This window comes from Variovorax paradoxus, assembly GCF_040544635.1.
Taxonomy (GTDB): domain Bacteria; phylum Pseudomonadota; class Gammaproteobacteria; order Burkholderiales; family Burkholderiaceae_C; genus Variovorax; species Variovorax paradoxus_R.
In genome coordinates, this window is record NZ_JBEPKJ010000015.1 from 1 (window position 1) to 20,658 (window position 20,658).

Sequence of the window (20,658 nt, forward strand, 5' to 3'; positions counted from 1 at the left end):
ATCGGGTGCTCCCCGCAGCGAAATAAAGGAGGAGCCGAAGGCGGGGGACATTCGCGGAGGGGAGTACCCGGTGGCCTTTGCACAAGCCCTGAACAACAGCGCCCATAACAACGGCGCCCAGCAACACAGTGGGAAATGAACTTGAGATGAAGCAACCCAACGCCTGGAACCCACGCTGGCGCCTGTTGGCCTGCGCAGCACCCGCAGCCGTGTTCTTCGCTGCCTTCTGGCTGTTGCCGGTGGTGCGCCTGCTCACGCTGCCCGCGACCAAGGGCTGGTCCACCTACTTCGCGGTGCTGACAGATTCGCGCTATCTGCAGAGCATGGCCAACACCGTTGCACTATCAGTGGCGGTGACGCTCGCAACGCTAGTGCTCGGCGCGGCCGTGGGCATTTATCTTGCGCGCCATGCCTTCATCGGCAAGCGCATGCTGCTGTCGCTGCTCACGCTGCCTCTCTCTTTTCCGGGCGTGATCATCGGCTTCTTCGTCATCCTGCTCGGCGGACGGCAAGGGTTGGTGGCCGACATCGGAGACGGCCTGTTCGGCGAACGCATCACCTTTGCGTACGGCCTGCTCGGGCTGTTCCTGGCCTACCTGTACTTCTCGCTTCCACGCGCCATTGCAACCTACGCCGCCGCGGCCGAGGCCATGAACGTGCAGCTCGAAGAAGCCGCGCGCTCGCTCGGCGCCTCGCGCCTGCGCGTGGCGCGCGACGTATGGATGCCCGAACTGGCGCCCACCACGCTGGCCTGCGGCGCCATTCTGTTCGCGACCTCGATGGGCGCCTTCGGCACCGCCTTCACGCTCGCCAGCAAGTTCGAGGTGATTCCGATCACCATCTACAACGAGTTCACCAACTACGCCAACTTCGCGCTAGCGGCTTCGCTGTCAATTGCGCTGGGTATCGTGACCTGGCTGGTGCTGTTCGTTGCGCGCCGCTTCGGGGCCAACCCGGTCGCGCGCTGAAGGAAAACGCTCATGCGAAAGAACACGCAACCCAAGGCTCCCTTCCTGCTGGCCATTACCGTGCTGGTGAGCCTCTTCATGATCGCGCCGATGTTGCTGTCCGTCATGGCGGGCCTGGTCAACAACTACAGCACCGGCCTGAAGAGCGGGCTCACGCTGCGCTGGCTCGGCGAGGTGTGGGAGAACTACGGCGGCACCGTGGGTTGGTCGCTTGCGCTGGCGTTGGCCTGCGTAGTCGGCACCGTGCTGTTGGGTGTGCCATGCGCCTACGCGCTGGCGCGCAGCCGCTCACGCGCGGCGCACATCTTCGAAGAGCTGCTGACGCTGCCGGTCGCGGTGCCGGGCCTCGCGACCGCGCTGGCGCTGATACTCGCCTACGGGCAACTCACCGCCTTCCGCCAGAGCTTCGCCTTCATTCTCGTGGGCCACATGGTGTTCACGCTGCCGTTCATGGTCCGCACCGTGAGCTCGGCCTTCCAGCGTGACGACCTGCTCGCGCTCGAGGAAGCCGCCCGTTCGCTCGGCGCGAACTTCCGCCAGCGCTTCATGGGCATCCTCGTACCCGCCGTGTTCCCCGCCATCGTGGCGGGCAGCCTGATGGTGTTCACACTCTCGGTGGGCGAATTCAACCTCACGTGGATGCTGCACACGCCGCTCACGCGCACCTTGCCTGTGGGCCTGGCCGACAGCTATGCGTCGATGCGCATCGAAATCGGATCGGCCTACACGCTGGTCTTCTTCGCCGTGATCCTTCCGGTGCTGTGGGGACTGCAGTACCTTGCCAACCTGATGCAGAAACGCCATGGAACTTGAACGCATCCCCATCGACATTTCGCGCTGCGCGAAGACCTACGCCGACGGTACGCGCGGCCTGCTGCCGACCGACCTGCACGTGGAGGCGGGCGAAGTGCTCGCCCTGCTCGGCCCCTCCGGCTGCGGCAAGACCACGCTGCTGCGGCTGATCGCGGGGCTCGAAGCACCCGACGAAGGCAGCCGCATCGTCTTTGGCGGGCAAGACGTCACGCAGCGGCCGGTGGAACATCGCGGCGTGGGCATGGTGTTTCAGAGCTACGCACTTTTTCCGCAGATGACCGTGGCCGCCAACATCGGCTACGGCCTTCGCATTCGCGGCGTAGCGCCCGAAGAAGAAAAGCGCGCCGTGGGCGAACTGGTCGACCTCACGCGGCTCGGTGGCCTGGAAAACAAGCGCCCCGCCGAACTCTCGGGCGGCCAGCGCCAGCGCGTGGCCCTGGCGCGCGCGGTTGCCGTGCGCCCGCGCGTGCTGCTCCTCGACGAGCCGCTGGCCGCGCTCGACGCCAAGCTCAAGGAGTCGCTGCGCGACGAACTCGCCGAACTGCTGCGGCGGCTGCACATCACGGCCATCCACGTCACGCACGACCAGCAGGAGGCACTGGCCATTGCCGACCGTCTGGCGGTGATGAGCGCCGGACGCATCGTGCAGATCGGCCGCGGCGAAGAGCTCTACCGCGCGCCCGCGCATCCCTTCGTGGCAGAGTTCCTGGGCCGGGTGAACCGGCTGGAGCGCGGGGCCGACGCCATTGCGCAGGGCGTTGTCCGACTCGGAGGATGCACGCTGCCCTGCCCGCCCGCGTGGCGCGGCCATGCCATGCTCCTGGTGCGCCCCGAAGACATCGAAGTGAGCGCGCCGCGGCCCGACTGGGGCAGCGCCACGGTCGAGCGCCGCACCTTTCTCGGCGATCGCGTGCAGCTGCAGCTGCGTATGCAGGACCAGCCCTTGCTGGTCGCCGATGTGGGCCGCGACACGCCGTTCGGCCCCGGCGATCCGGTCGGGCTTCGCATTCAGCCCGACCGCCTGATGACGTCGCAGGAAACCAGCGCATGACGACAACGACAGAAGACACCACTTTCCTGGCCCAGCTGACCGACCTGCACATCCGCGAACCCGGCCGCCTGGCCTATGGCCGCATCGATACCGCGCCTTATCTGGAGCGCGCGGTGCAGTCGGTGCTGCGGCTCGCGCAGCGGCCCGACGCGGTCGTGATCACGGGCGACCTGAGCGATTTCGGCCGCGCCGCCGAATACGAGCACCTGGCCCGCCTGCTGGCACCGCTGGCCATGCCGGTCTACCTGATGCCCGGCAACCACGACGACCGCGACCAATTGCGCCGCAGCTTTCCGGGCCACAACTACCTGACGGAGGGCATGGGCCCGGCCGGCTTTGTCCAGTATTCGGTGCGGGTGGGTGCGCTGCGCCTGCTCGCGCTGGACACCTGCGTGCCGGGCGAAAGCCATGGCGCGCTGTGCGGCGAGCGGCTGACCTGGCTTGAGGAACAGCTTGAGGCCTGCCGCGGCGAGCCGGTGGTGATTGCCATGCACCACCCGCCGTTCCAGACGCTGATCGGCCACATGGACGAAATCGGCCTGCTGCAGGGTGCCGAGGCGCTGGAAGCGCTGGTGGCGCGGTACAGCAACATCGAACGCGTGATCTGCGGTCACCTGCACCGTGCCATTGACGTGCGGTTCGGCGGCACCATCGCATCGACTTCACCGGCGCCGGCGCACCAGGTCTGCCTGGACCTGTCACCCGATGCGCCATCGGCCTGGACGCTGGAGCCGCCCGGTTTCAGGGTGCATGCGTGGTCCGGCCGCAGCGGACGGCTGGTGACCCATTTGGCGGCTTCCGGCACATTCGAGGGCCCTTTTCCCTTCCATGACAACGGAACGCTGATCGACTGAGCCCATACTGTGGAAAATGGGGTCGAAAACGAACCAAAACGAAAAGGATAGAAACCGGCACCCATGAAGCATCTTCTGAACCTGCTGGCCGCCGTCGCACTGCTGGTGTGGGGCACGCACCTCGTGCGCACGGGCGTGCTGCGCGTGTTCGGGGCCAACCTGCGCAAGATCCTGGTGCAGAGCATGCGCAACCGCTTCACGGCCGCGCTCTCGGGCATCGGCGTGACCGCGCTGGTGCAGTCGAGCACAGCCACTTCGCTGATGACTTCGTCCTTCGTGGGGCAAGGGCTGGTCACACTGCCCGCGGCGCTGGCGGTCATGCGCGGGGCGGACGTCGGCACGGCGCTCATTTCGGTGCTGTTCTCGGCCGACCTCTCCTGGCTTTCGCCGATGTTCATCTTCGTGGGGGTGGTGCTGTTCATTTCCCGCTCGGCCAGCGTGGCCGGCCGCGTCGGCCGGGTGCTCATCGGCCTGGGGCTGATGCTGCTGGCGCTGCAGCTGGTGGTGGAAGCCACCGAACCGCTCTTCTCGGCGCCGGCCGTGCGGGCGCTGCTGGCCTCGCTCAGCAGCGACGTGCTGCTCGAGATCACCATCGGTGCGGTGCTGGCCATCGTGGCGTATTCGAGCCTGGCGGTCGTGCTGCTGGTGGCGGCCATGGCAAGCTCCCACGTGGTGCCGCTGGATGTCGCACTCGGGCTGGTGCTCGGCGCCAATCTCGGCAGCGGCTTGCTGGCCGTGCTGACCACCGCCAAGTCGGCCATACCGGTGCGGCAGGTCACGGTGGGCAACCTGCTTTTCAAGGCGCTCGGGGTGGCCATCCTCGCGCCGTTCGTCGGGCTCTGGCTGCGCTATGTGCAGCCGCACGTGCCGAACGCGACGCATGGCGTGGTGCTGTTTCACCTGGCGTTCAACGTGATCATCAGCGTGGGCTTCATCGGTCTCACGCAATGGGTCGCAACGCTGGTCACCAGGATGCTGCCGGTGCCGCCGCTGCCGGCCACTTCCACGCGGCCGCACCACCTCGATCCCTCGGCGCTCTCCACGCCTTCGCTCGCCATTTCGAATGCGGCACGCGAGGCGCTGCACCAGGCCGACATCGTGGAGACCATGCTCATCGGCACGCTCGATGTAATCCGCCACAACGACCTGCGCCTGTCGCAGGAGCTGCGGCAGCTCGACGACACGGTGGACGAGCTCTACTCGGCCATCAAGTACTACATGACGCGCATCTCGCGCGAGGCGCTGGGCGAGGAAGAAAGCCGCCGCTGGACCGACATCATCAGCTTCACCATCAACATGGAGCAGATCGGCGACATCATCGAGCGCGTGATCATCGACATCGAAGACAAGAAGATCAAGCCGCAGCGCAATTTTTCCGAAGCGGGCATGGCGGAAATCGTGGAGCTGCATGGCCGGCTGGTGGCCAACCTTCGGCTGAGCATGAGCGTATTTCTCAACGGCAATGTGCGCGATGCGCAAAAGCTGCTCCAGGAAAAAGCCCGCTTCCGCGACCTTGAACGGGCCTATGCCACCACCCACCTCGACCGGCTGTCCGACCGAACCACGCTGAGCATCGAGACCAGTTCGCTGCACATCGACCTGATCAGCGACCTGAAGCGGATCAACTCGCACATCTGCTCCATTGCCTATCCGATCCTGGAATCGGCCGGCGCGCTGGCACCAAGCCGGCTGCGCGAATCGCGGCTGGGGAAGATCGAGGGCTGATTCGCCTGTGCTTCTTCGGGCTGCGGCCCGCGGAATGGGGCAGAGCCGCTGTGTCAGTGGGCCTGGTAAAACGGCGACGTCATGAACTGCTCCTGCCGCCGGCGCAGGCAGAAGTCGATCAGGTCGTCGATCTCCGTGGCCTTGTCGAACACCGCATCGGCACCGAGTTGCACGCATTTGCGGCGCATTTCCGGAGTGAGATGGTTGCTGAGCACCACCATTTTCTGCGCCGGCTCACGGTTGCGGCAGGCTTCGAGCACGCTGAAGCCCGTGCCGTCTTTCAGGAACAGGTCGATGATGGCGAGGTCCCATTGCGACAAGTTGCCCGCCAGCCAGCGCGTACCTTCCCGCTCCGATTCCGCCTGGCCCACGGGATCGACCCTGGCCACTTCGCGCAAGGTGCCCACCAGGTTCTCGCGGATCGTGGCGTTGTCTTCGACGATGAAGGTTCTGACGGTGTCCATGGCAGTGGCGGCGTTTCCCGAGCGTCGTGGCAGGCTACAAAGTGCGCCCCGCACAAGACGAAGGCATGACACCCCACCGCGGGTAGGACAAGACCGGCCCGCCACCGGCCGGCCCTTGCCCCGCTTCAGAGCGTCAGGATCGTGCAGCCGGTGGTCTTGCGCGCTTCCAGGTCGCGGTGCGCCTGCTGCACATCGGCCAACGCATAGCGCTGGTCGATCGGGATCTTCACCGCGCCGCTTTGCACCACCGCGAACAGGTCGTCGGCCATCGCCTGCGTGCTTTCGCGCGTGGCAATGTGCGTGAACAGCGTCGGCCGCGTCACGTAGAGCGAGCCCTTCGAGGCCAGCGTGCCGAAGCTGATCGGCGGCACGGGGCCCGAGCCGTTGCCGAATACCGCCAGCAGGCCGAACGGACGCAGGCAGTCGATGGAACCCTCCCAGGTGTCCTTGCCCACCGAGTCGTACACCACCTTCACGCCCTTGCCGCCCGTGATCTCCTTCACGCGGGCCGCGAAGTTCTCGGTGCTGTAGTTGATGGCATGCGCCGCGCCGTATTCGAGTGCGAGCTTGCATTTGGCATCGCTGCCCGCGGTGCCGATCAGCTGCAGGCCCAGCGCCTTGGCCCACTGGCAGGCAATGAGGCCGACGCCGCCGGCCGCCGCGTGGAACAGGATGAAATCGCCCGGTTGCAGGCCTTGCACCGGCAGCGTTTTTTTCAGCAGGTATTGCGCCGTCAGGCCCTTGAGCATCATGGCCGCGCCCGTCTCGAACGAGATGGCATCGGGCAGCTTGCAGACGCACTTGGCCGGCATCACGCGCAGCTCGCTGTAAGCGCCGGGCGGCTGGCTCGCATAGGCGGCGCGGTCGCCCGCCTTGAGGTGGGTGACACCCTCGCCCACGGCCTCGACCACGCCCGAGGCTTCCATGCCCAGCTGCAAAGGCATCTGGAAAGGGTAGAGGCCGCCGCGCTGGTAGGTGTCGATGAAGTTCAGGCCCACGGCCTTGTGGCGAATGCGTATTTCGCCGGGCCCGGGCTCGCCGACCTCCACGTCGACGATCTTCAGTTCTTCGGGACCACCATGGCGGTCGATACGGACGGCTTTGCTCATCATCTTTGCGGTCTCCAGGCATGCGGAAAAAGAAGACGGCATCGTGCCACGTTTGGCCCTTTCACGGCGGCAGAGGGCAATGCCCGGTAGAGTCGGCGGCCATGCAGATTCAGCAGCGCCTCACGCCTTCGACCGTCTTCCTGCTCACCGTGCCGCCGCTGTTGTGGGCCGGCAATGCGGTGGTCGGCCGCATGGTGCGCGACCTGGTGTCGCCGCTCACGCTGAACTTCGTGCGTTGGGCCATCGCCTTCGTGCTGCTGCTTCCGCTCGCATGGCCGGTATTGCGACCCGGCAGCCCGATGTGGGCGCACTGGAAGCGCTACGCGGTGCTGGGGCTGCTGGGCATCGGCTGCTACAACGCGTTCCAGTATTTGGCACTGCAGACTTCCACGCCCATCAACGTCACGCTGGTGGGCTCCAGCCTGCCGCTGTGGATGCTCGCGACCGGCGCTGTTTTCTTCGGTGCCCGCGTCAGCGGGCGCGAGATCGGCGGCTCGCTGCTCTCGATGCTGGGTGTGCTGCTGGTGCTGAGCCGCGGCGAATGGCGGCAGCTGCTTGGGCTGCGGCTGGTGCCGGGTGACCTGTACATGATCCTGGGCACCATCGCATGGGCGTTCTACAGCTGGATACTGGCCCGCACGCGGGAGCCGCAAGCCGTGCGGCAAGACTGGGCCGCGTTCCTGATGGCGCAACTGGTGTTCGGCCTCGCGTGGTCGGGCGCGTTCGCGGCCGGAGAGTGGACGCTGACCGACGCGCACATCGTGCCCGGCTGGCCCCTCCTCGCGGCACTGGCTTTCATCGGTATCGGCCCCGCCGTATTGGCTTACCGCTGCTGGGGCAGCGGCGTGCAGCATGCGGGGCCGCAGGCGGCGAGCTTCTTCATGAACCTCACGCCGCTGTTCGCCGCGCTGTTCTCGGCCGCATTCCTGGGTGAGCCGCCGCAGTGGTACCACGGAGCGGCATTTTTGCTGATCGTCGGCGGGATCGTGGTCTCATCGTCTAAACGTTGAGACCACGAGGCGGGCTCAGTAAGTGCCCGGATAAGCGCCGCCGTCGGCCAGCACGTTCTGCCCGGTCATGTAGCCGGCCTGCACGCTGCACAGAAAAGCGCAGATGGCGCCGAACTCCGCCGGCGTGCCGAAGCGCTTGGCGGGAATGTTCTTCTTGCGGGCTTCCCACACGGTGTCGAAGTCCTGACCCGACTTCTGGGCCGCGCCGGCCATCGTGCCCTTGAGGCGATCGGTGTCGAAGGAGCCGGGCAGCAGGTTGTTGATGGTCACGCCCTGTGCCGCGATGGGCGTGCGCGCCACGCCGGCCACGAAGCCGGTGAGGCCGCTGCGCGCGCCGTTGGAGAGGCCCAGGATGTCGATGGGCGACTTCACCGAACTCGAGGTGATGTTGACGATGCGCCCGAAGCCGCGCTTGGCCATGCCGTCGACCGTGGCCTTGATGAGTTCGATGGGCGTCAGCATGTTGGCGTCGACCGCCTTGATCCACGCCTCGCGGTCCCAGTTGCGGAAATCGCCGGGGGGCGGACCGCCCGCGTTGGTCACGACGATGTCGAAGTCGTGGCCCAGCGCGAACACGGCCGCGCGGCCGGCCTCGGTGGTGATGTCGGCGGCCACATGCTTGACGAACGGCGCCGGCGAACCGGTTGCCGCAGCTGCCAGCTTGGCTGCCGCCGCTTCGAGCGCCTCGGCGCCGCGCGCCACGATCACCACGTTCACGCCTTCGCGCACCAGCGCTTCGGCGCAGCCGTAGCCGAGTCCCTTGCTCGCGCCGCATACCAGCGCGGTCTTGCCTGCAATGCCCAGATCCATATTGCTTCTCCTGTACTGCAGGGGCGCTAGCGCCCCGTGCGTGTGAAAACGAAGATGCCCGCAATCACGAGCACCGTGCCGGCCGCGATCCACGCGGTGAACGGCTCGCCGAGTATGACCACCCCCATGAGAATGGTCGAAAGAGGCCCGATCATGCCGGTTTGCGCGGCCATGGCCGGACCGATGCGCTCAATGGCCATCATGACCATCAGGACAGGTACCGCCGTGCACAGCGTGGCGTTGAGCACCGATAGCCAGATGACTTCGGGCGCCACCTGCATGGCAACGCTCATCGGCCGCGTGAGCACGAACTGCAGGATGCACAGCACGCAAGCCACGGTGGTGGCCAGGCCCACGAGCCGGAGCGAGCCGAGCCGCTTGACGAACTCGCCGCTGTAGACGAGGTAGCCCGCATAACTCACCGCACTCAGGAACACCAGGAACGCGCCCCACGCCGCCGCCCCGCCGCCCTTGCCGTCACCCCCGGTCCAGAGCTCGTGCCCGAAGACCAGCAGCACGCCGGCATAGCTCACGATCATGCCCAGCACCTGCGGCCGCGTTGCCCGACGCCTGTACAGGAGCCAGCCGAACAGCAGCACCAGCGTGGGGTTGAGATAAAGAATCAGCCGCTCGAAGCTGGCGGAGATATATGCGAGCCCAGCGAAGTCGAGAAAGCTCGCGAGGTAGTAGCCCGAGAAACCGAGCCCGATCACCCCAAGCCAATCGCGAAACGTGAGCGCAGGCTTGCCGCGCCCCGCCCACCACGCCATCACCGCGAACAGCGGCAGCGCAAACAACATGCGCAGCATGATCAGCGTGATGGCGTCGACGCCATGGCGATAGGCCAGCTTGACGATGATCGCCTTGCCGCTGAACGCGATGGCACCCAGCGAGGCGAGGATGAGGCCGGGCGCAATGCTCTTTGCGCCGCCATGTGCGGAGGGAATGCCGGTCTGTACGGCGGACTTGGTCATCCCTCGATCATCGCGCGGTCGTCAATAGCCTGCAGCGAGGCCATCGCGGCGCGGATCGCTGGCGGCGACATAGCCTTCGACCGATGGATCGCCCGCGCGCCAGATGAACTGGCCGGCACCGAAGTCCTGGTAGGAATCGTCGATCACGTCGAGTTGGTGGCCGAGGTCGCGCAGGCCCTGCACGGTGTTCGGATTCATCGCGGCCTCGACGTTGATCTCGAGCCCCGTGTTGAAGCGCCAGCGCGGCGCGTCGCAGGCGGCCTGCGGGTTCTGCTTGTAGTCGAGCATGCGCACCAGTGTCTGCATGTGGCCTTGCGGCTGCATGTTGCCGCCCATCACGCCAAAGCTCATCACCGGCTGGCCGTCCTTGGTAAGGAAGGCCGGAATGATGGTGTGGAACGGCCGCTTGCCCGGCGCCACGACGTTGGGGCTCTCCGCCTTCAGGCTGAAGCCGTGACCGCGGTTCTGCAGGCTGATGCCGAACTCGGGCTCCACGCAACCCGAGCCGAAGCCCATGTAGTTGCTCTGGATGAAGCTCACCATCATGCCGCTCTCGTCCGCGGCCGTGAGGTAGATGGTGCCGCCCTTCACGGGATTGCCGGCCTTGAAGTCCTGCGCCTTTTTCACGTCGATGAGTCTCGCACGCGATGCCAGGTAGGCGTCATCGAGCATTTGCGCGGGGGTCACCGTCATCGACGATGGCTCCGACACGTAGCGGTACACGTCGGCAAAGGCCAGCTTCATCGCCTCGATCTGCAGGTGCTGCGAAGCCACCGAGTCCACGGGTAGCGAAGCGATGTCGAACTTCTCCAGAATGCCGAGCGCGATCAGCGCCGCAATGCCCTGGCCGTTGGGCGGAATCTCATGCAGCGTGTGGCCGCGGTAGTCGCGCGAAATGGGCTTGACCCACTCGGGCTGGTAGGCCGACAGGTCGGCCACCGTGAGCGCGCCGCCCTGCTCTTTCGAAAACTTGGCGAGCGCCTCGGCGATTTCGCCGTTGTAGTAGGCCTCGCCCTTGGTGCGGGCGATGGCCTTGAGCGCACGAGCGGCAGCGGGAAAACGAAACAGCTCGCCGATCTCGGGTGCACGGCCCCAGGGCAGAAAGGACTGCGCAAAGCCGGGTTGCGATTCGAGCAGCGAGGTGGCTGCCAGCCACTTGCCTTGCACCACCGGCGGCACGAGGTAGCCGCGCTCGGCAATGTCGATGGCCGGCGCCATCAGGTCGGCAAAGGGCAGCTTGCCGAAGCGGTCGCTCAGCGCCACCCAGCTGCGCACGGCGCCCGGTACCGTGACCGAGTCGATGCCGCGCATGGGCGGCGTTGCGGCATCGGCGCCGTACTTGGCCTTGAAGTATTCGGGCGTCCAGGCCTTGGGCGCGGGACCCGAGCCGTTCAGGCCATGCAGTTCCTTGCCGTCCCACAAGATGCAGAACGCGTCGCTGCCCAGGCCGTTGCTCACCGGTTCGACCAGCGTCATCACGGCCGCCGTGGCAATGGCCGCATCGACGGCGTTGCCGCCCTGCTGGAGCATGCGCAGCCCCGCTTGCGAAGCCAGCGGGTGCGAGGTCGACACCACGTTGCGCGCGAAGATCGGAATGCGGGTGGAGAGATAGGGGTTGCTGAAATCGAAGTTCATGACGGTTTGTCTCATCGTTACTCGTTGGTGATCTTGCGTTCGACCACGATTTTTTTCCACTTGGCCGCATCGGTGGCCACCATCTTCGCGAACTGCTCGGGCGTTCCGGCGGCGGCGGGCTCGATGCCCAGGCGCGAAAGCTTGTCCTTCACCTCGGGGTCGGCCAGCGCTTCGTTGGCCGCCTTGTTGACGCGCGCGACGATGTCCGCCGGCAGGCCCTTCGGCCCATAGAAGCCGAACCAGGTGTTCGACTCGTAGCCCGGCAGCGTGTCGGCAATGGGCGGCAGCTCCGGCGCGAGCGGGCTGCGCTTGAGTGTGGTGACGCCGAGCGCGCGCAAGCGCCCGTCGCGCACGTGCGGCATGCCCGTGGGCAGCGAATCGAACAGCACGTCGATCTTGCCGCTGATCAGGTCGGGAATGGCAAGCGCGGTGCCCTTGTAGGGGATGTGCGTGACGAACACGCCAGCCTGCGCCTTGAAGAGTTCCGCCGTGAGCTGCACGATGGTGCCGTTGCCGCTGGAGGCGTAGTTGAGCTTGCCGGGGTTCTTCTTTGCATGCTCGATCCATTCGCGCACCGTCTTCGCGGGCGAATTGACCGGCACCAGCATGATGCTGGGCGCATCGCCCACATGCGCGATGGGCGAGAAATCGCGCACGGTGTCGTAAGGCAGCTTGCTGGTGATGGCCGGGCCGATCGAGTGCGTGCTGGTGGTGGCCAGCAGCAGCGTGTAGCCGTCGGCCGGTGCCTTGGCAACCAGGTCGGAACCGATGGCACCGCCGGCCCCCGGCTTGTTGTCGATGACCAGCATGGCGCCGAGCTTGTCGCCCATCTTCTGCCCGAGCGTGCGGGCAAAGAGATCGGTAGCGCCGCCCGCGGGGAACGGCACGACGAGCCGCACCGGCTTGTTGGGATAGCCCTGCGCGAAGCTGGCTGTGCTCGATGCAGCCAGGCAAAGCGCCGCGGCAACCCCGTGAAGGAACTGGATTCGTTTCATGGTGCTGGATTCTGGCCCGTGAAGAAACCTTGCATGCTATGCAGCCGCCGCGCATCAAGCCAGATAATCCTGGTTATTCAACTATGAACACGGTTTATGGCAAAGAATGCCACGGAAGAGGTCTCGCTGCAGCAGCTGCGGGCGCTGGCGGCGGTGGCCGAATCGGGCAGCTTCACATTGGCGGCGGAAACACTGCAGCTGACGCAGCCTGCGATCAGCCACCTGATCAAGCGCATGGAAGAAGAGATCGGGCAGCCACTGGTGGTGCGGGGCCGCCGCATCCAGCTGACGAGCGCGGGCCAGGTGATGGTCGAGACGGCGGTGCGCGCGCTGCGGCTCATCGATGAGTCTGTAGACGCCTGCCGTTCGCAGTCGCAGTTGCGCGAAGGGCGCGTGGTGCTGGCGGTTGGGCACCTCACTGCCGGAGCGTTGCTGCCGCCGATGCTCGGGCGCTTTTCGCAGAAGCACCCCACGCTGGCGACCACGCTGCTCGACAGCACTGCGGAGCAGATGATTTCGCGCCTCCTCTCGCAGGAGGCCGACCTGGGCTTTGGATCGGACATCGGGCAGAAGCACTCGGAGCTGGCGACGGAGCCGTTGTTCACGGAGCGCATGGCTCTTTTCGTGCGCGAGGACCATCCGCTGGCGCAGCGTGTGGTGGTCGACGCCAGGCACCTGGAGGCGCTGCCTTTCATCCACGTGAATCCGGACGCCAATGTATGGCGCTCGGTCAGCCGTCAGTTGTCGAGCGTGGCGAATGTGTACCCGCATGTGGTTCATCACGTGTCGATGCTGTCGACGGCGTTCGGCCTCATTCAGGCGGGTGCGGGTGTGGCGCTGTTGCCGCGCTATGTGGAGGTGTTGATGCCCGGCAACCTGCGTGCGGTGGCGGTCACGCGCCCCACGCTCGAATACCCGGTGGTCGCGGTACGACTGGCCAAACACCCGCTCAGCCCTGCCGCGCTGGCCTTCCTGGCCATGGCTCGGCAGCATATGAAACCACCGAGGGCCGGCAAGCCGTAGGCTTGTTTGATTCAGCGCGTTGTGCGTTTGGTGTTCTGTTCGTGGTGCGCCCCCGCCGACGGGGTACCTTGCTCCGCGAATGTCCCCCGGCCTGCGGCCTCCTCCTTTATTTCGCTGCGCAAGGCACCCCATCGACGTGAGCGTCATACGCGGCGGTCGTTGATCAACGGTACACCAGCAGCGTGCCCCAGTGCACAGGGCATCGGGTGCTCCCCGCAGCGAAATAAAGGAGGAGGGCGAAGCCCGGGGGACATTCGCGGAGGGGAGTACCCGGTGGCCTTTGCACGCGCCCTGAACAGGAGCCTTCAAACACAACACGCAGCAGAACCGCTGAAATGAAAACGGCGCCCGAAGGCGCCGTTTGCAGAAAACAGGAAGACGGAAATCAGTCTTCGACGAAAGCTTCTTCGCGTTTCGCCTTCACCGCCGGCAACAGCACAATCACCAGCAGCAGTGCAGCGGCGAGCAGCAGCCCGAGCGAGATCGGGCGGGTGACGAAAACGCTCCAGTCACCGCGCGAGAGCAGCAGCGAGCGGCGCAGGTTCTCTTCCATCATCGGCCCGAGGATGAAGCCCAGCAGCAACGGCGCAGGCTCGCAACCCAGCTTGAAGAAGGTGTAGCCCACGAAGCCGAAGATACCGACCATCCAGATGTCCCACGTGTTGTTGTTCGTGGAGTACACGCCAATGGCGCAGAACAGCACGATGGCGGGGAACAGGAACTTGTAGGGCACCGTCAGCAGCTTGATCCACATGCCGATCAGCGGCAGGTTCAGGATGACAAGCATCGCATTGCCAAGCCACATCGAAGCGATCAGGCCCCAGAAGAGTTCCGGGTTGCTGGTCATCACCTGCGGGCCCGGCTGAATGTTGTGGATCGTCATCGCACCCACCATCAGCGCCATCACCGCGTTGGGCGGAATGCCCAGCGTGAGCAGCGGAATGAAGGAGGTCTGCGCACCGGCGTTGTTGGCTGCCTCGGGTGCTGCCACGCCGCGGATGTTGCCCTTGCCGAAGGGCACTTCGCCCGGATGCAGCTTGGTCTTCTTCTCGATCGTGTAGGCCGCAAAGGCCGACAGCAACGCACCGCCACCTGGCAGGATGCCGAGCGCCGAACCCAGCGCCGTGCCGCGCAGCACGGCGGGAATCATGCGCTTGAAGTCTTCCTTGGTCGGGAACAGGCCCGAGACCTTGGCGGTGAACACTTCACGCTCGTCGTCGGGGCGCGAAAGGTTGGCAATGATTTCGCCGTAACCGAACACACCCATGGCGATGGCCACGAAGCCGATACCGTCGGTCAGTTCCGGAACGTCGAAGCTGTAGCGCGCCACGCCCGAATTCACGTCGGTGCCTACCAGGCCCAGCAGCAGGCCCAGCACGATCATGCCGATCGCCTTGAGCAGCGAGCCCGAAGCCAGCACCACGGCGCCGATCAGGCCCAGGATCATCAGCGAGAAATATTCGGCAGGGCCGAACTTGAAGGCCAGTTCGGTGAGCGGCGGTGCGAACGCAGCCAGGATCAGCGTACCGACGCAACCGGCAAAGAACGAACCCAGGCCGGCAGCGGCGAGCGCCGGACCCGCACGGCCCTTGCGCGCCATCTGGTAGCCGTCGATCACGGTTACCACCGACGAAGATTCGCCAGGCAGGTTCACCAGAATTGCGGTGGTCGAGCCGCCGTACTGCGCGCCGTAATAAATACCGGCCAGCATGATCAGCGCCGACACGGGCGGCAGCGCGTACGTGGCGGGCAGCAGCATCGCGATGGTCGCGACCGGGCCGATGCCCGGCAGCACGCCGATCAGCGTGCCCAGAATACAGCCGCCAAGGCAGTACAGCAGGTTCGTGAAGGTAAAGGCAACGCCAAAACCCATCGAGAGGTGGTCAATCAATTCCATGTGAGCAGCTTTCTTCTCAACCGGTGATGAAGGTCGGCCAGACCTGGATCTGCAGCTTGAGCGCCCAGATGAATGCAACGTAGCTGCCAACGGCCAGCACGGTGGCCAGGATCAGCACGGTAGGCAGCTTGAACTCGTGGCCGGCAAGGCTTGCGATGAGCACGAGCGCGTAGATCGCGATGATCATTCCCATGGCCGGCACGCCGAGACTCGGCAGGCCGCCGAGCAAAATGCCGAACGCGAGGTTGGCGCCCAGAATGAACACCACCTGCTTCCAGGCCCACTTGCCGATCTTTTCGCCGTCGGTGGTTTCAACGGTCAGGCCGCTGAACATGATCCCCAGGCCGATGACGGCCATCAGGATGCCCAGCATCAACGGGAAATAACCCGGCCCCATGCGAGCGCCGCTGCCTACGCTGTAGGTGGTGGCGCCCCATGCGAACGCCACGCCCACGACCGTAAACATCAGGCCCGAGAAAAAGTCTTTCTGACTCTTGATTTTCACGAACAGTCTCCTCGAACAGATTTCGATGCGAGATTGTCGAGTCAGCTGGAGGTCAGCCCGATGTGGATTCCACTAACGAAGGGCCTAGGGATAACCCGAAAGACTTCACAACGCCGACTCCACACCACCGCGGGAATCGGCCCTGCCGCAGCTCATTCCAGAGGGGGCGTGGCGCTCAAAACCTCTTCGATGGTCGTCACGCCCTCGGCCACACGCAGCGCACCCGCCAGGCGCAGCGGGCGCATGCCGTCGATCACGGCCTGCCGCCGGAGTCCGGCGAGGTTGGGCTCCTTGGTAACCTGGGATTTGAAGTCTTCGCTGATGCTCAGCAGCTCGTACAGGCCCATGCGGCCCATGTAGCCCGTCATGCGGCAATCGACGCAGCCCACGGGCTTGTAGGCGCGCACCGAACCGGTGATCTGCCAGGGCTTGACGATGGTTTCGAGCTTCTCGCGCGTGATCGTGTCGTCGGGCTGCTTGCAGTTGGGGCACAGCGTGCGCACCAGCCGCTGCGCCAGCACGCCGAGCATCACGGCGTTGATGAGGTACGAAGGCACGCCCAGTTCCATCAACCGCGTGATGGCGCTCGGCGCATCGTTGGTGTGCAGCGTGCTGAACACCAGGTGGCCCGTGAGCGCGGCCTGCACCGCCATTTCGGCCGTGGCAAGGTCGCGGATTTCGCCGACCATGATGATGTCCGGGTCCTGCCGCATCAGTGCGCGCAGGCCTTCGGTAAACCCGAAGTCCAGTTGCGGCTGCACCTGCGTCTGGTTGAACGAGGGCTCGATCATTTCGATCGGGTCTTCGACCGTGCTCACGTTGACCTCTTCGGTCGCCACGCGCTTGAGCGTGGAGTACAGCGTGGTGGTCTTGCCCGAGCCCGTGGGCCCGGTCACCAGGATGATGCCGTTGGGCCGCGTGACGAGCTGCTCCCAGCGGTGTGCGTCATGCTGCGAGAAGCCGAGCGCGTCGAGGTCCTTCACCGCCGTGTCGGGGTCGAAGATCCGCATCACCATCTTCTCGCCGAAAGCCGTCGGCAAGGTGGACAGGCGCATTTCGACTTCTTCGCCGCGCATGTTGCGGGTCTTGATGCGGCCGTCGAGCGGGCGGCGCTTTTCGACCACGTCCATGCGGCCCAGCAGCTTGATGCGCGACACCATTGCGTTCATCACGCCCATGGGCATCTGGTAGGCCGGATGCAGGATGCCGTCGATGCGAAAGCGGATCACGCCCTGCTCGCGGCGCGGCTCCAGGTGGATGTCGCTCGCGCGCTGGTCGAAGGCGTATTGCCACAGCCAGTCGACCACCTGCACCACGCTCTGGTCGTTGGCGTCGAGCTGCTTGGTACTCTTGCCCAGCTCCACCAGTTGCTCGAAGCTCGCGCCCCCGGTGTTGCCGCCGGCCTTCTGCGCGGCGCGCACCGACTTGGCGAGCGCAAAGAACTCGGCCGTGTAGCGCTGGATGTCGATCGGGTTGGCCACCACGCGGCGCACCGTGCGGCGCGACTGGCGCTCCACCTCGGCAATCCAGTCGGTGAGAAACGGCTCGGCGGTGGCCACCACCACCTCGGTAGGCAGCACCTGCACCGGCAGCACCTTGTGGCGCTCGGCATAGGCCGCGCTCATGGTGTCGGCCACCTTGCCCACGTCGACCTTGAGCGGATCGATGCGCAGGTAGCTGAGCCCCGCACGTCCGGCGAGCCACTGCGTGAGCATTTCGACATCGAGCGGCTTGCCGTCGCTTTCGCGCGTCATGGCCACGTTGGCGAGCCGCACCAGCGGCGCCTGCCGGCTCTCGGCCTGGGCGCAGCGCGCAATGGTGCGTTTGGCCTCCACCGGCGAGATCACGCCATCGGCGGCGAGCCATTCGATCAAACGGCGCAGGTCGAGCGGGCCTTCGTGCCGGTCGGCCGAGGGTTTGGGTGCGGAAGCAGCGGGAACAGCGCTCATGAGCCGGGAAGTCGGGTGATAGTGGGATTCAGCGGTTTGAACACACGCAGCCATTTCGGCGCGGGCAAGCCCCATCGAGTCTGGATCGTTTGGGCGCGCTCGGCAAGCGCTTCGCGCTTCGGGCGGCCTGGCGTGCGCTGCGCCAGCACCACCGTGTTGCCTTCTCGCGTCGGCTTGAAGGCCCAGACCGCGTCGGCGCCGAATGCGCCGGCGATTTTTTCCAGGCTGCGTTCATAGCTCGACGAGCGGCCGAAGAGATTGACCGTCATGCAGCCGTCTTCGGTGAGCAATGCGCGGCAATCGGCATAGAAGCCTTCGCTGTCGAGCACCGGCGCGGCGGCCTCATGGTCGTACAGGTCGACCTGCAGCACATCGACCGTGCCCTGCCACTCGGGCTTGCGAATCTCCAGTGCCGCATCGGCAATGACCACGCGCAGCTTCGGGTCGTCGGCCGGCAGCTTGAACCAGCCGCGGCATGCCGCCACCACCTGCGGATTCAGTTCCACCGCGGTGGTGCGCATGCGCAGGGTCTTGCGGCAGAACTTGGTGAGCGTGGCCGCGCCCAGGCCGAGCTGCATTGCGTGGCGGTTCGCCACGCTCTTCGGGTCGACGAACAGCAGCCAGGCCATCATGCGCTGCACGTATTCGAGTTCGATTTCGAACGGCGCATCGAGCTTCATCGAGCCTTGGACCCATTCGGTGCCGAGATGCAGGTAGCGGATGTCGCCCCAGTCGGAAAAGTTGACTTCGGGAAGAACGGGAGTTTTGCTCGTGGCCATCAAAGAAGGTGGTGGGCGACAAAGACCTCGCGCCAGGCTGCGAGCTTGCGCTCGAAGCTCCACGACGCGTTGGCGGGGCTGGTGGAAGGCAGCTGATAAACCGGCACTCCGAGTGTGCGCGTGTGCCGCGCATGCTTGAAGCTCTCGCCGCCGTTGTGCGCAATGGCTGAGAGCCGCGGCAAATGCAGCCCCGCGATGTCGTTGGCCACGGGCGCGCGAATGGCGGAGTCGAGGCTGCCCTCGCGCTCGCAGGCGGCGTACACATCCCACACGCCCAGGCCGCGGTCGAGCAGCCACTTTTTCTTCTCGGGATAACTGTCTGCGCCCATCGGGAGCGGGTGGTCGGGCCAGGCGGCTTGCAAGATTTTCCAGAACTGATTTTGCGGATGCGCATAGTACTGCTGCTGCTCGAGCGAACGAACGCCCGGGAAGCTGCCGAGGATCAATACGACCGTTGCGGGCGAGACGATGGGCGCAAGGCCCGTCAGCACCGCGCCGCCGGTATCGGGTGCGGTTGGTGGGTTCATGAACAGGCTCTATCTTGGCACTGTCGGCACTTTCGATTGCCCATGAAAAAACCCGCCGAAGCGGGTTTGTGCTGAAGGCGAGCGCTGATTATTTCTTGGCCGCTTCGTGTTCGGCGGTGCCGGGAACCTTTTCGCCGATCGCCTTGCCGGTGCTGCGCATGCCGTCGGCCGTCTTGTGGCCTGCGGTTTCAACAGCGTCGCCGGTCTTGACGGCGACATTCTTGGTGGCGTTGGTGGCCTTCTTGGTGGTGCGCTTGGTGGCGTCCCAGGCCTTCTTGGTGCCGCGTTCGGTCGCGTTCACGGCCTTCTTGGTCGTGCTCTTGGTTGCATCGACCGCGTCCTTGCCGGCTTCCTTCACCTTTTCAGTGGTGGTGGGTTCAGCAGGGGCGGGAGCCGTTGCGGTTGCGGGCGCCGCGGTTTGCGCCACGGCGGAAACGCCGATGGAAGCAAGCGCGAGGGCAAGCACAACGGGCACGGTGCGAATGAAAGATGTGGTCATGTGTAAAGACTCCTTGTTGGATGAAGAGTTGGAGTGACAGACTTGCCACTGAACAAGCAACGCCAGTTCGAACACCAAGGATGACAGTAAAAATGCACGCCTCGCTTGTGAAACCGCAAGACGGGGTATCGGCCTACGCGCGGTGCGGCCGGGCTTCCGACAAGGGGAGAAGACTTTCGAGCCGCGGCATGGCTTTCAGCGCATTTCGAGTCGTGGCCTCGGCCAGTTCATCGATACCGATGCCGCGCAATTGCGCCACCACTTCTGCGATGCGCGGCAGTTCGCCGGGTTCGTTCCGGCCTTGCGGTTCACCGGCCGCACGCTGCGCCTGCGTGCGATAGATCCAGTGCGGCTGGATGTCCGGCGCGTCGGTTTCCATCACCATCGATTCGAGCGGCAGCGTGGCCGCCAGCCGCCGCAGCTGCAACGCGCGGTCGAAGGTCACGGCACCGCCGAATCCCAGCTTGAGCCCGATGTCGATGCAGGCCTTGGCCTGCTGCTCGCTGCCGTTGAATGCATGGGCAATGCCCTGCCACGGCCGGCCGGCTGCGGTCTGCCGCAAATGCTTGAGCACCTTGTCGACCGAGCGGCGCACATGAATGAGCACCGGCAACTCGTATTTGCGCGCGAGTTGCAACTGAGTGTGAAAAAAGTGCTGCTGCTTTTCGCTGTCCAGCCCTTCCACAAAATAGTCGAGCCCGATTTCGCCGACCGCGACCAGCCGCGGGTCGCCGCGGCGCACGGCCAGCTCGGCATCGAGCGCCTCCAGGTCGGCTTCTTGCGCATTGCCGGTGCACAGCGGGTGGATTCCCAGCGCATAGGCGTCGCCCTGCACCTGCGCCAGTTCGCGCACGGTCGCAAAGTTGAAGACGGCAACGGCCGGAATGACGCACAGCGCCACGCCCCGTTCGGCGGCCCGTGCACGGACGAGCGGCATTTCTGCACCGAATTCGGGCGCGTCCAGATGGCAGTGGGTGTCGATGAATGCAGCCATGGCGAGATGATGCCCGAAGGGATGCAAGGCAGAAGAAAGCGTGCTACTGTGAACCCCTCTCCCGTCATCCCTTGCCG

At 65.4% G+C, this 20,658-nt stretch carries 20 protein-coding genes; 7 read left to right on the forward strand and 13 right to left on the reverse strand.

Annotation, left to right across the window (positions count from 1 at the left end; genetic code table 11):
* The first annotated feature begins 146 nt into the window (after positions 1-146).
* From ABIC94_RS22780 to ABIC94_RS22800, 5 genes are all read left to right on the forward strand, one after another.
* A complete protein-coding gene (locus tag ABIC94_RS22780) occupies positions 147-968 on the forward strand; it encodes an ABC transporter permease (protein WP_354375252.1) in 822 nt (273 codons plus the stop codon).
* A 12-nt stretch (positions 969-980) separates the two neighbouring features.
* Positions 981-1,781 carry an ABC transporter permease gene (locus ABIC94_RS22785; RefSeq protein WP_354375253.1) on the forward strand — a complete coding sequence of 267 codons (801 nt, stop codon included), beginning with the start codon at positions 981-983 and terminating at the stop codon, positions 1,779-1,781.
* Entirely contained in the window at positions 1,771-2,832 is a 1,062-nt protein-coding gene (locus ABIC94_RS22790; RefSeq protein WP_354375254.1) for an ABC transporter ATP-binding protein, read from the forward strand. The genes ABIC94_RS22785 and ABIC94_RS22790 overlap by 11 nt, the downstream gene beginning before the upstream one ends.
* Positions 2,829-3,686 carry a phosphodiesterase gene (locus ABIC94_RS22795; protein WP_354375255.1) on the forward strand — a complete coding sequence of 286 codons (858 nt, stop codon included), beginning with the start codon at positions 2,829-2,831 and terminating at the stop codon, positions 3,684-3,686. Before ABIC94_RS22790 ends, ABIC94_RS22795 begins: the two co-directional genes overlap by 4 nt.
* A 63-nt stretch (positions 3,687-3,749) precedes the next feature.
* Entirely contained in the window at positions 3,750-5,411 is a 1,662-nt protein-coding gene (locus ABIC94_RS22800) for a Na/Pi cotransporter family protein (RefSeq protein WP_354375256.1), read from the forward strand.
* Between the two features lie 53 nt (positions 5,412-5,464).
* Here ABIC94_RS22800 and ABIC94_RS22805 read toward each other — a convergent pair whose 3' ends face one another.
* Both ABIC94_RS22805 and ABIC94_RS22810 read right to left on the reverse strand, forming a co-directional pair.
* Positions 5,465-5,875, reverse strand: a complete 411-nt coding sequence (locus tag ABIC94_RS22805) for a response regulator (RefSeq protein WP_354375257.1) — start codon at positions 5,873-5,875, stop codon at positions 5,465-5,467.
* A gap of 125 nt (positions 5,876-6,000) precedes the next feature.
* Complete coding sequence (locus ABIC94_RS22810; RefSeq protein ID WP_354375258.1) at positions 6,001-6,984, reverse strand: quinone oxidoreductase family protein; 984 nt, start codon at positions 6,982-6,984, stop codon at positions 6,001-6,003.
* A 101-nt stretch (positions 6,985-7,085) separates the two neighbouring features.
* Here ABIC94_RS22810 and ABIC94_RS22815 point away from each other — a divergent pair, with 101 nt between their 5' ends.
* Complete coding sequence (locus ABIC94_RS22815) at positions 7,086-7,994, forward strand: DMT family transporter (protein ID WP_354375260.1); 909 nt, start codon at positions 7,086-7,088, stop codon at positions 7,992-7,994.
* A gap of 15 nt (positions 7,995-8,009) precedes the next feature.
* Here the strand turns inward: ABIC94_RS22815 and ABIC94_RS22820 are convergent, their stop codons facing one another.
* The 4 genes from ABIC94_RS22820 to ABIC94_RS22835 are packed head-to-tail and all read right to left on the reverse strand — an operon-like array spanning position 8,010 to position 12,408.
* A complete protein-coding gene (locus tag ABIC94_RS22820; RefSeq protein WP_354375261.1) occupies positions 8,010-8,804 on the reverse strand; it encodes an SDR family oxidoreductase in 795 nt (264 codons plus the stop codon).
* Positions 8,805-8,830: 26 nt separating this feature from the next.
* Positions 8,831-9,778: a DMT family transporter gene (locus tag ABIC94_RS22825; RefSeq protein WP_354375262.1), complete on the reverse strand. Its 948-nt coding sequence runs from the start codon at positions 9,776-9,778 to the stop codon at positions 8,831-8,833.
* A gap of 21 nt (positions 9,779-9,799) precedes the next feature.
* The gene (locus ABIC94_RS22830) at positions 9,800-11,413 is read right to left on the reverse strand and encodes a gamma-glutamyltransferase family protein (RefSeq protein WP_354375409.1); all 1,614 of its coding nucleotides are present in this window, start codon (positions 11,411-11,413) and stop codon (positions 9,800-9,802) included.
* A gap of 17 nt (positions 11,414-11,430) precedes the next feature.
* The gene (locus ABIC94_RS22835) at positions 11,431-12,408 is read right to left on the reverse strand and encodes a Bug family tripartite tricarboxylate transporter substrate binding protein (protein WP_354375263.1); all 978 of its coding nucleotides are present in this window, start codon (positions 12,406-12,408) and stop codon (positions 11,431-11,433) included.
* A 96-nt stretch (positions 12,409-12,504) separates the two neighbouring features.
* Between ABIC94_RS22835 and ABIC94_RS22840 the strand changes: the two genes are divergently transcribed.
* Positions 12,505-13,431 carry a LysR family transcriptional regulator gene (locus ABIC94_RS22840; protein WP_354375264.1) on the forward strand — a complete coding sequence of 309 codons (927 nt, stop codon included), beginning with the start codon at positions 12,505-12,507 and terminating at the stop codon, positions 13,429-13,431.
* A gap of 385 nt (positions 13,432-13,816) precedes the next feature.
* On the opposite strand, the gene ABIC94_RS22845 is transcribed toward ABIC94_RS22840, so the two are convergent.
* The 7 genes from ABIC94_RS22845 to ABIC94_RS22875 form a co-directional block, all read right to left on the reverse strand.
* Positions 13,817-15,328, reverse strand: a complete 1,512-nt coding sequence (locus tag ABIC94_RS22845; protein WP_354375265.1) for a tripartite tricarboxylate transporter permease — start codon at positions 15,326-15,328, stop codon at positions 13,817-13,819.
* A 16-nt stretch (positions 15,329-15,344) separates the two neighbouring features.
* Positions 15,345-15,833, reverse strand: coding sequence for a tripartite tricarboxylate transporter TctB family protein (locus tag ABIC94_RS22850; RefSeq protein ID WP_354375266.1), 489 nt, complete (start codon positions 15,831-15,833; stop codon positions 15,345-15,347).
* A gap of 152 nt (positions 15,834-15,985) precedes the next feature.
* Positions 15,986-17,782 (reverse strand): GspE/PulE family protein, encoded by a 1,797-nt coding sequence (locus tag ABIC94_RS22855; protein WP_354375267.1) that lies wholly within the window; start codon positions 17,780-17,782, stop codon positions 15,986-15,988.
* A complete protein-coding gene (locus ABIC94_RS22860) occupies positions 17,779-18,561 on the reverse strand; it encodes a spermidine synthase (RefSeq protein ID WP_354375268.1) in 783 nt (260 codons plus the stop codon). Before ABIC94_RS22860 ends, ABIC94_RS22855 begins: the two co-directional genes overlap by 4 nt.
* Entirely contained in the window at positions 18,561-19,088 is a 528-nt protein-coding gene (locus tag ABIC94_RS22865) for a DNA-deoxyinosine glycosylase (protein WP_354375269.1), read from the reverse strand. The genes ABIC94_RS22860 and ABIC94_RS22865 overlap by 1 nt, the downstream gene beginning before the upstream one ends.
* Positions 19,089-19,176: 88 nt before the next feature.
* Positions 19,177-19,587, reverse strand: a complete 411-nt coding sequence (locus tag ABIC94_RS22870) for a hypothetical protein (protein WP_354375270.1) — start codon at positions 19,585-19,587, stop codon at positions 19,177-19,179.
* A gap of 133 nt (positions 19,588-19,720) precedes the next feature.
* Positions 19,721-20,581: a TatD family hydrolase gene (locus ABIC94_RS22875; protein ID WP_354375271.1), complete on the reverse strand. Its 861-nt coding sequence runs from the start codon at positions 20,579-20,581 to the stop codon at positions 19,721-19,723.
* Positions 20,582-20,658 lie beyond the last annotated feature (77 nt).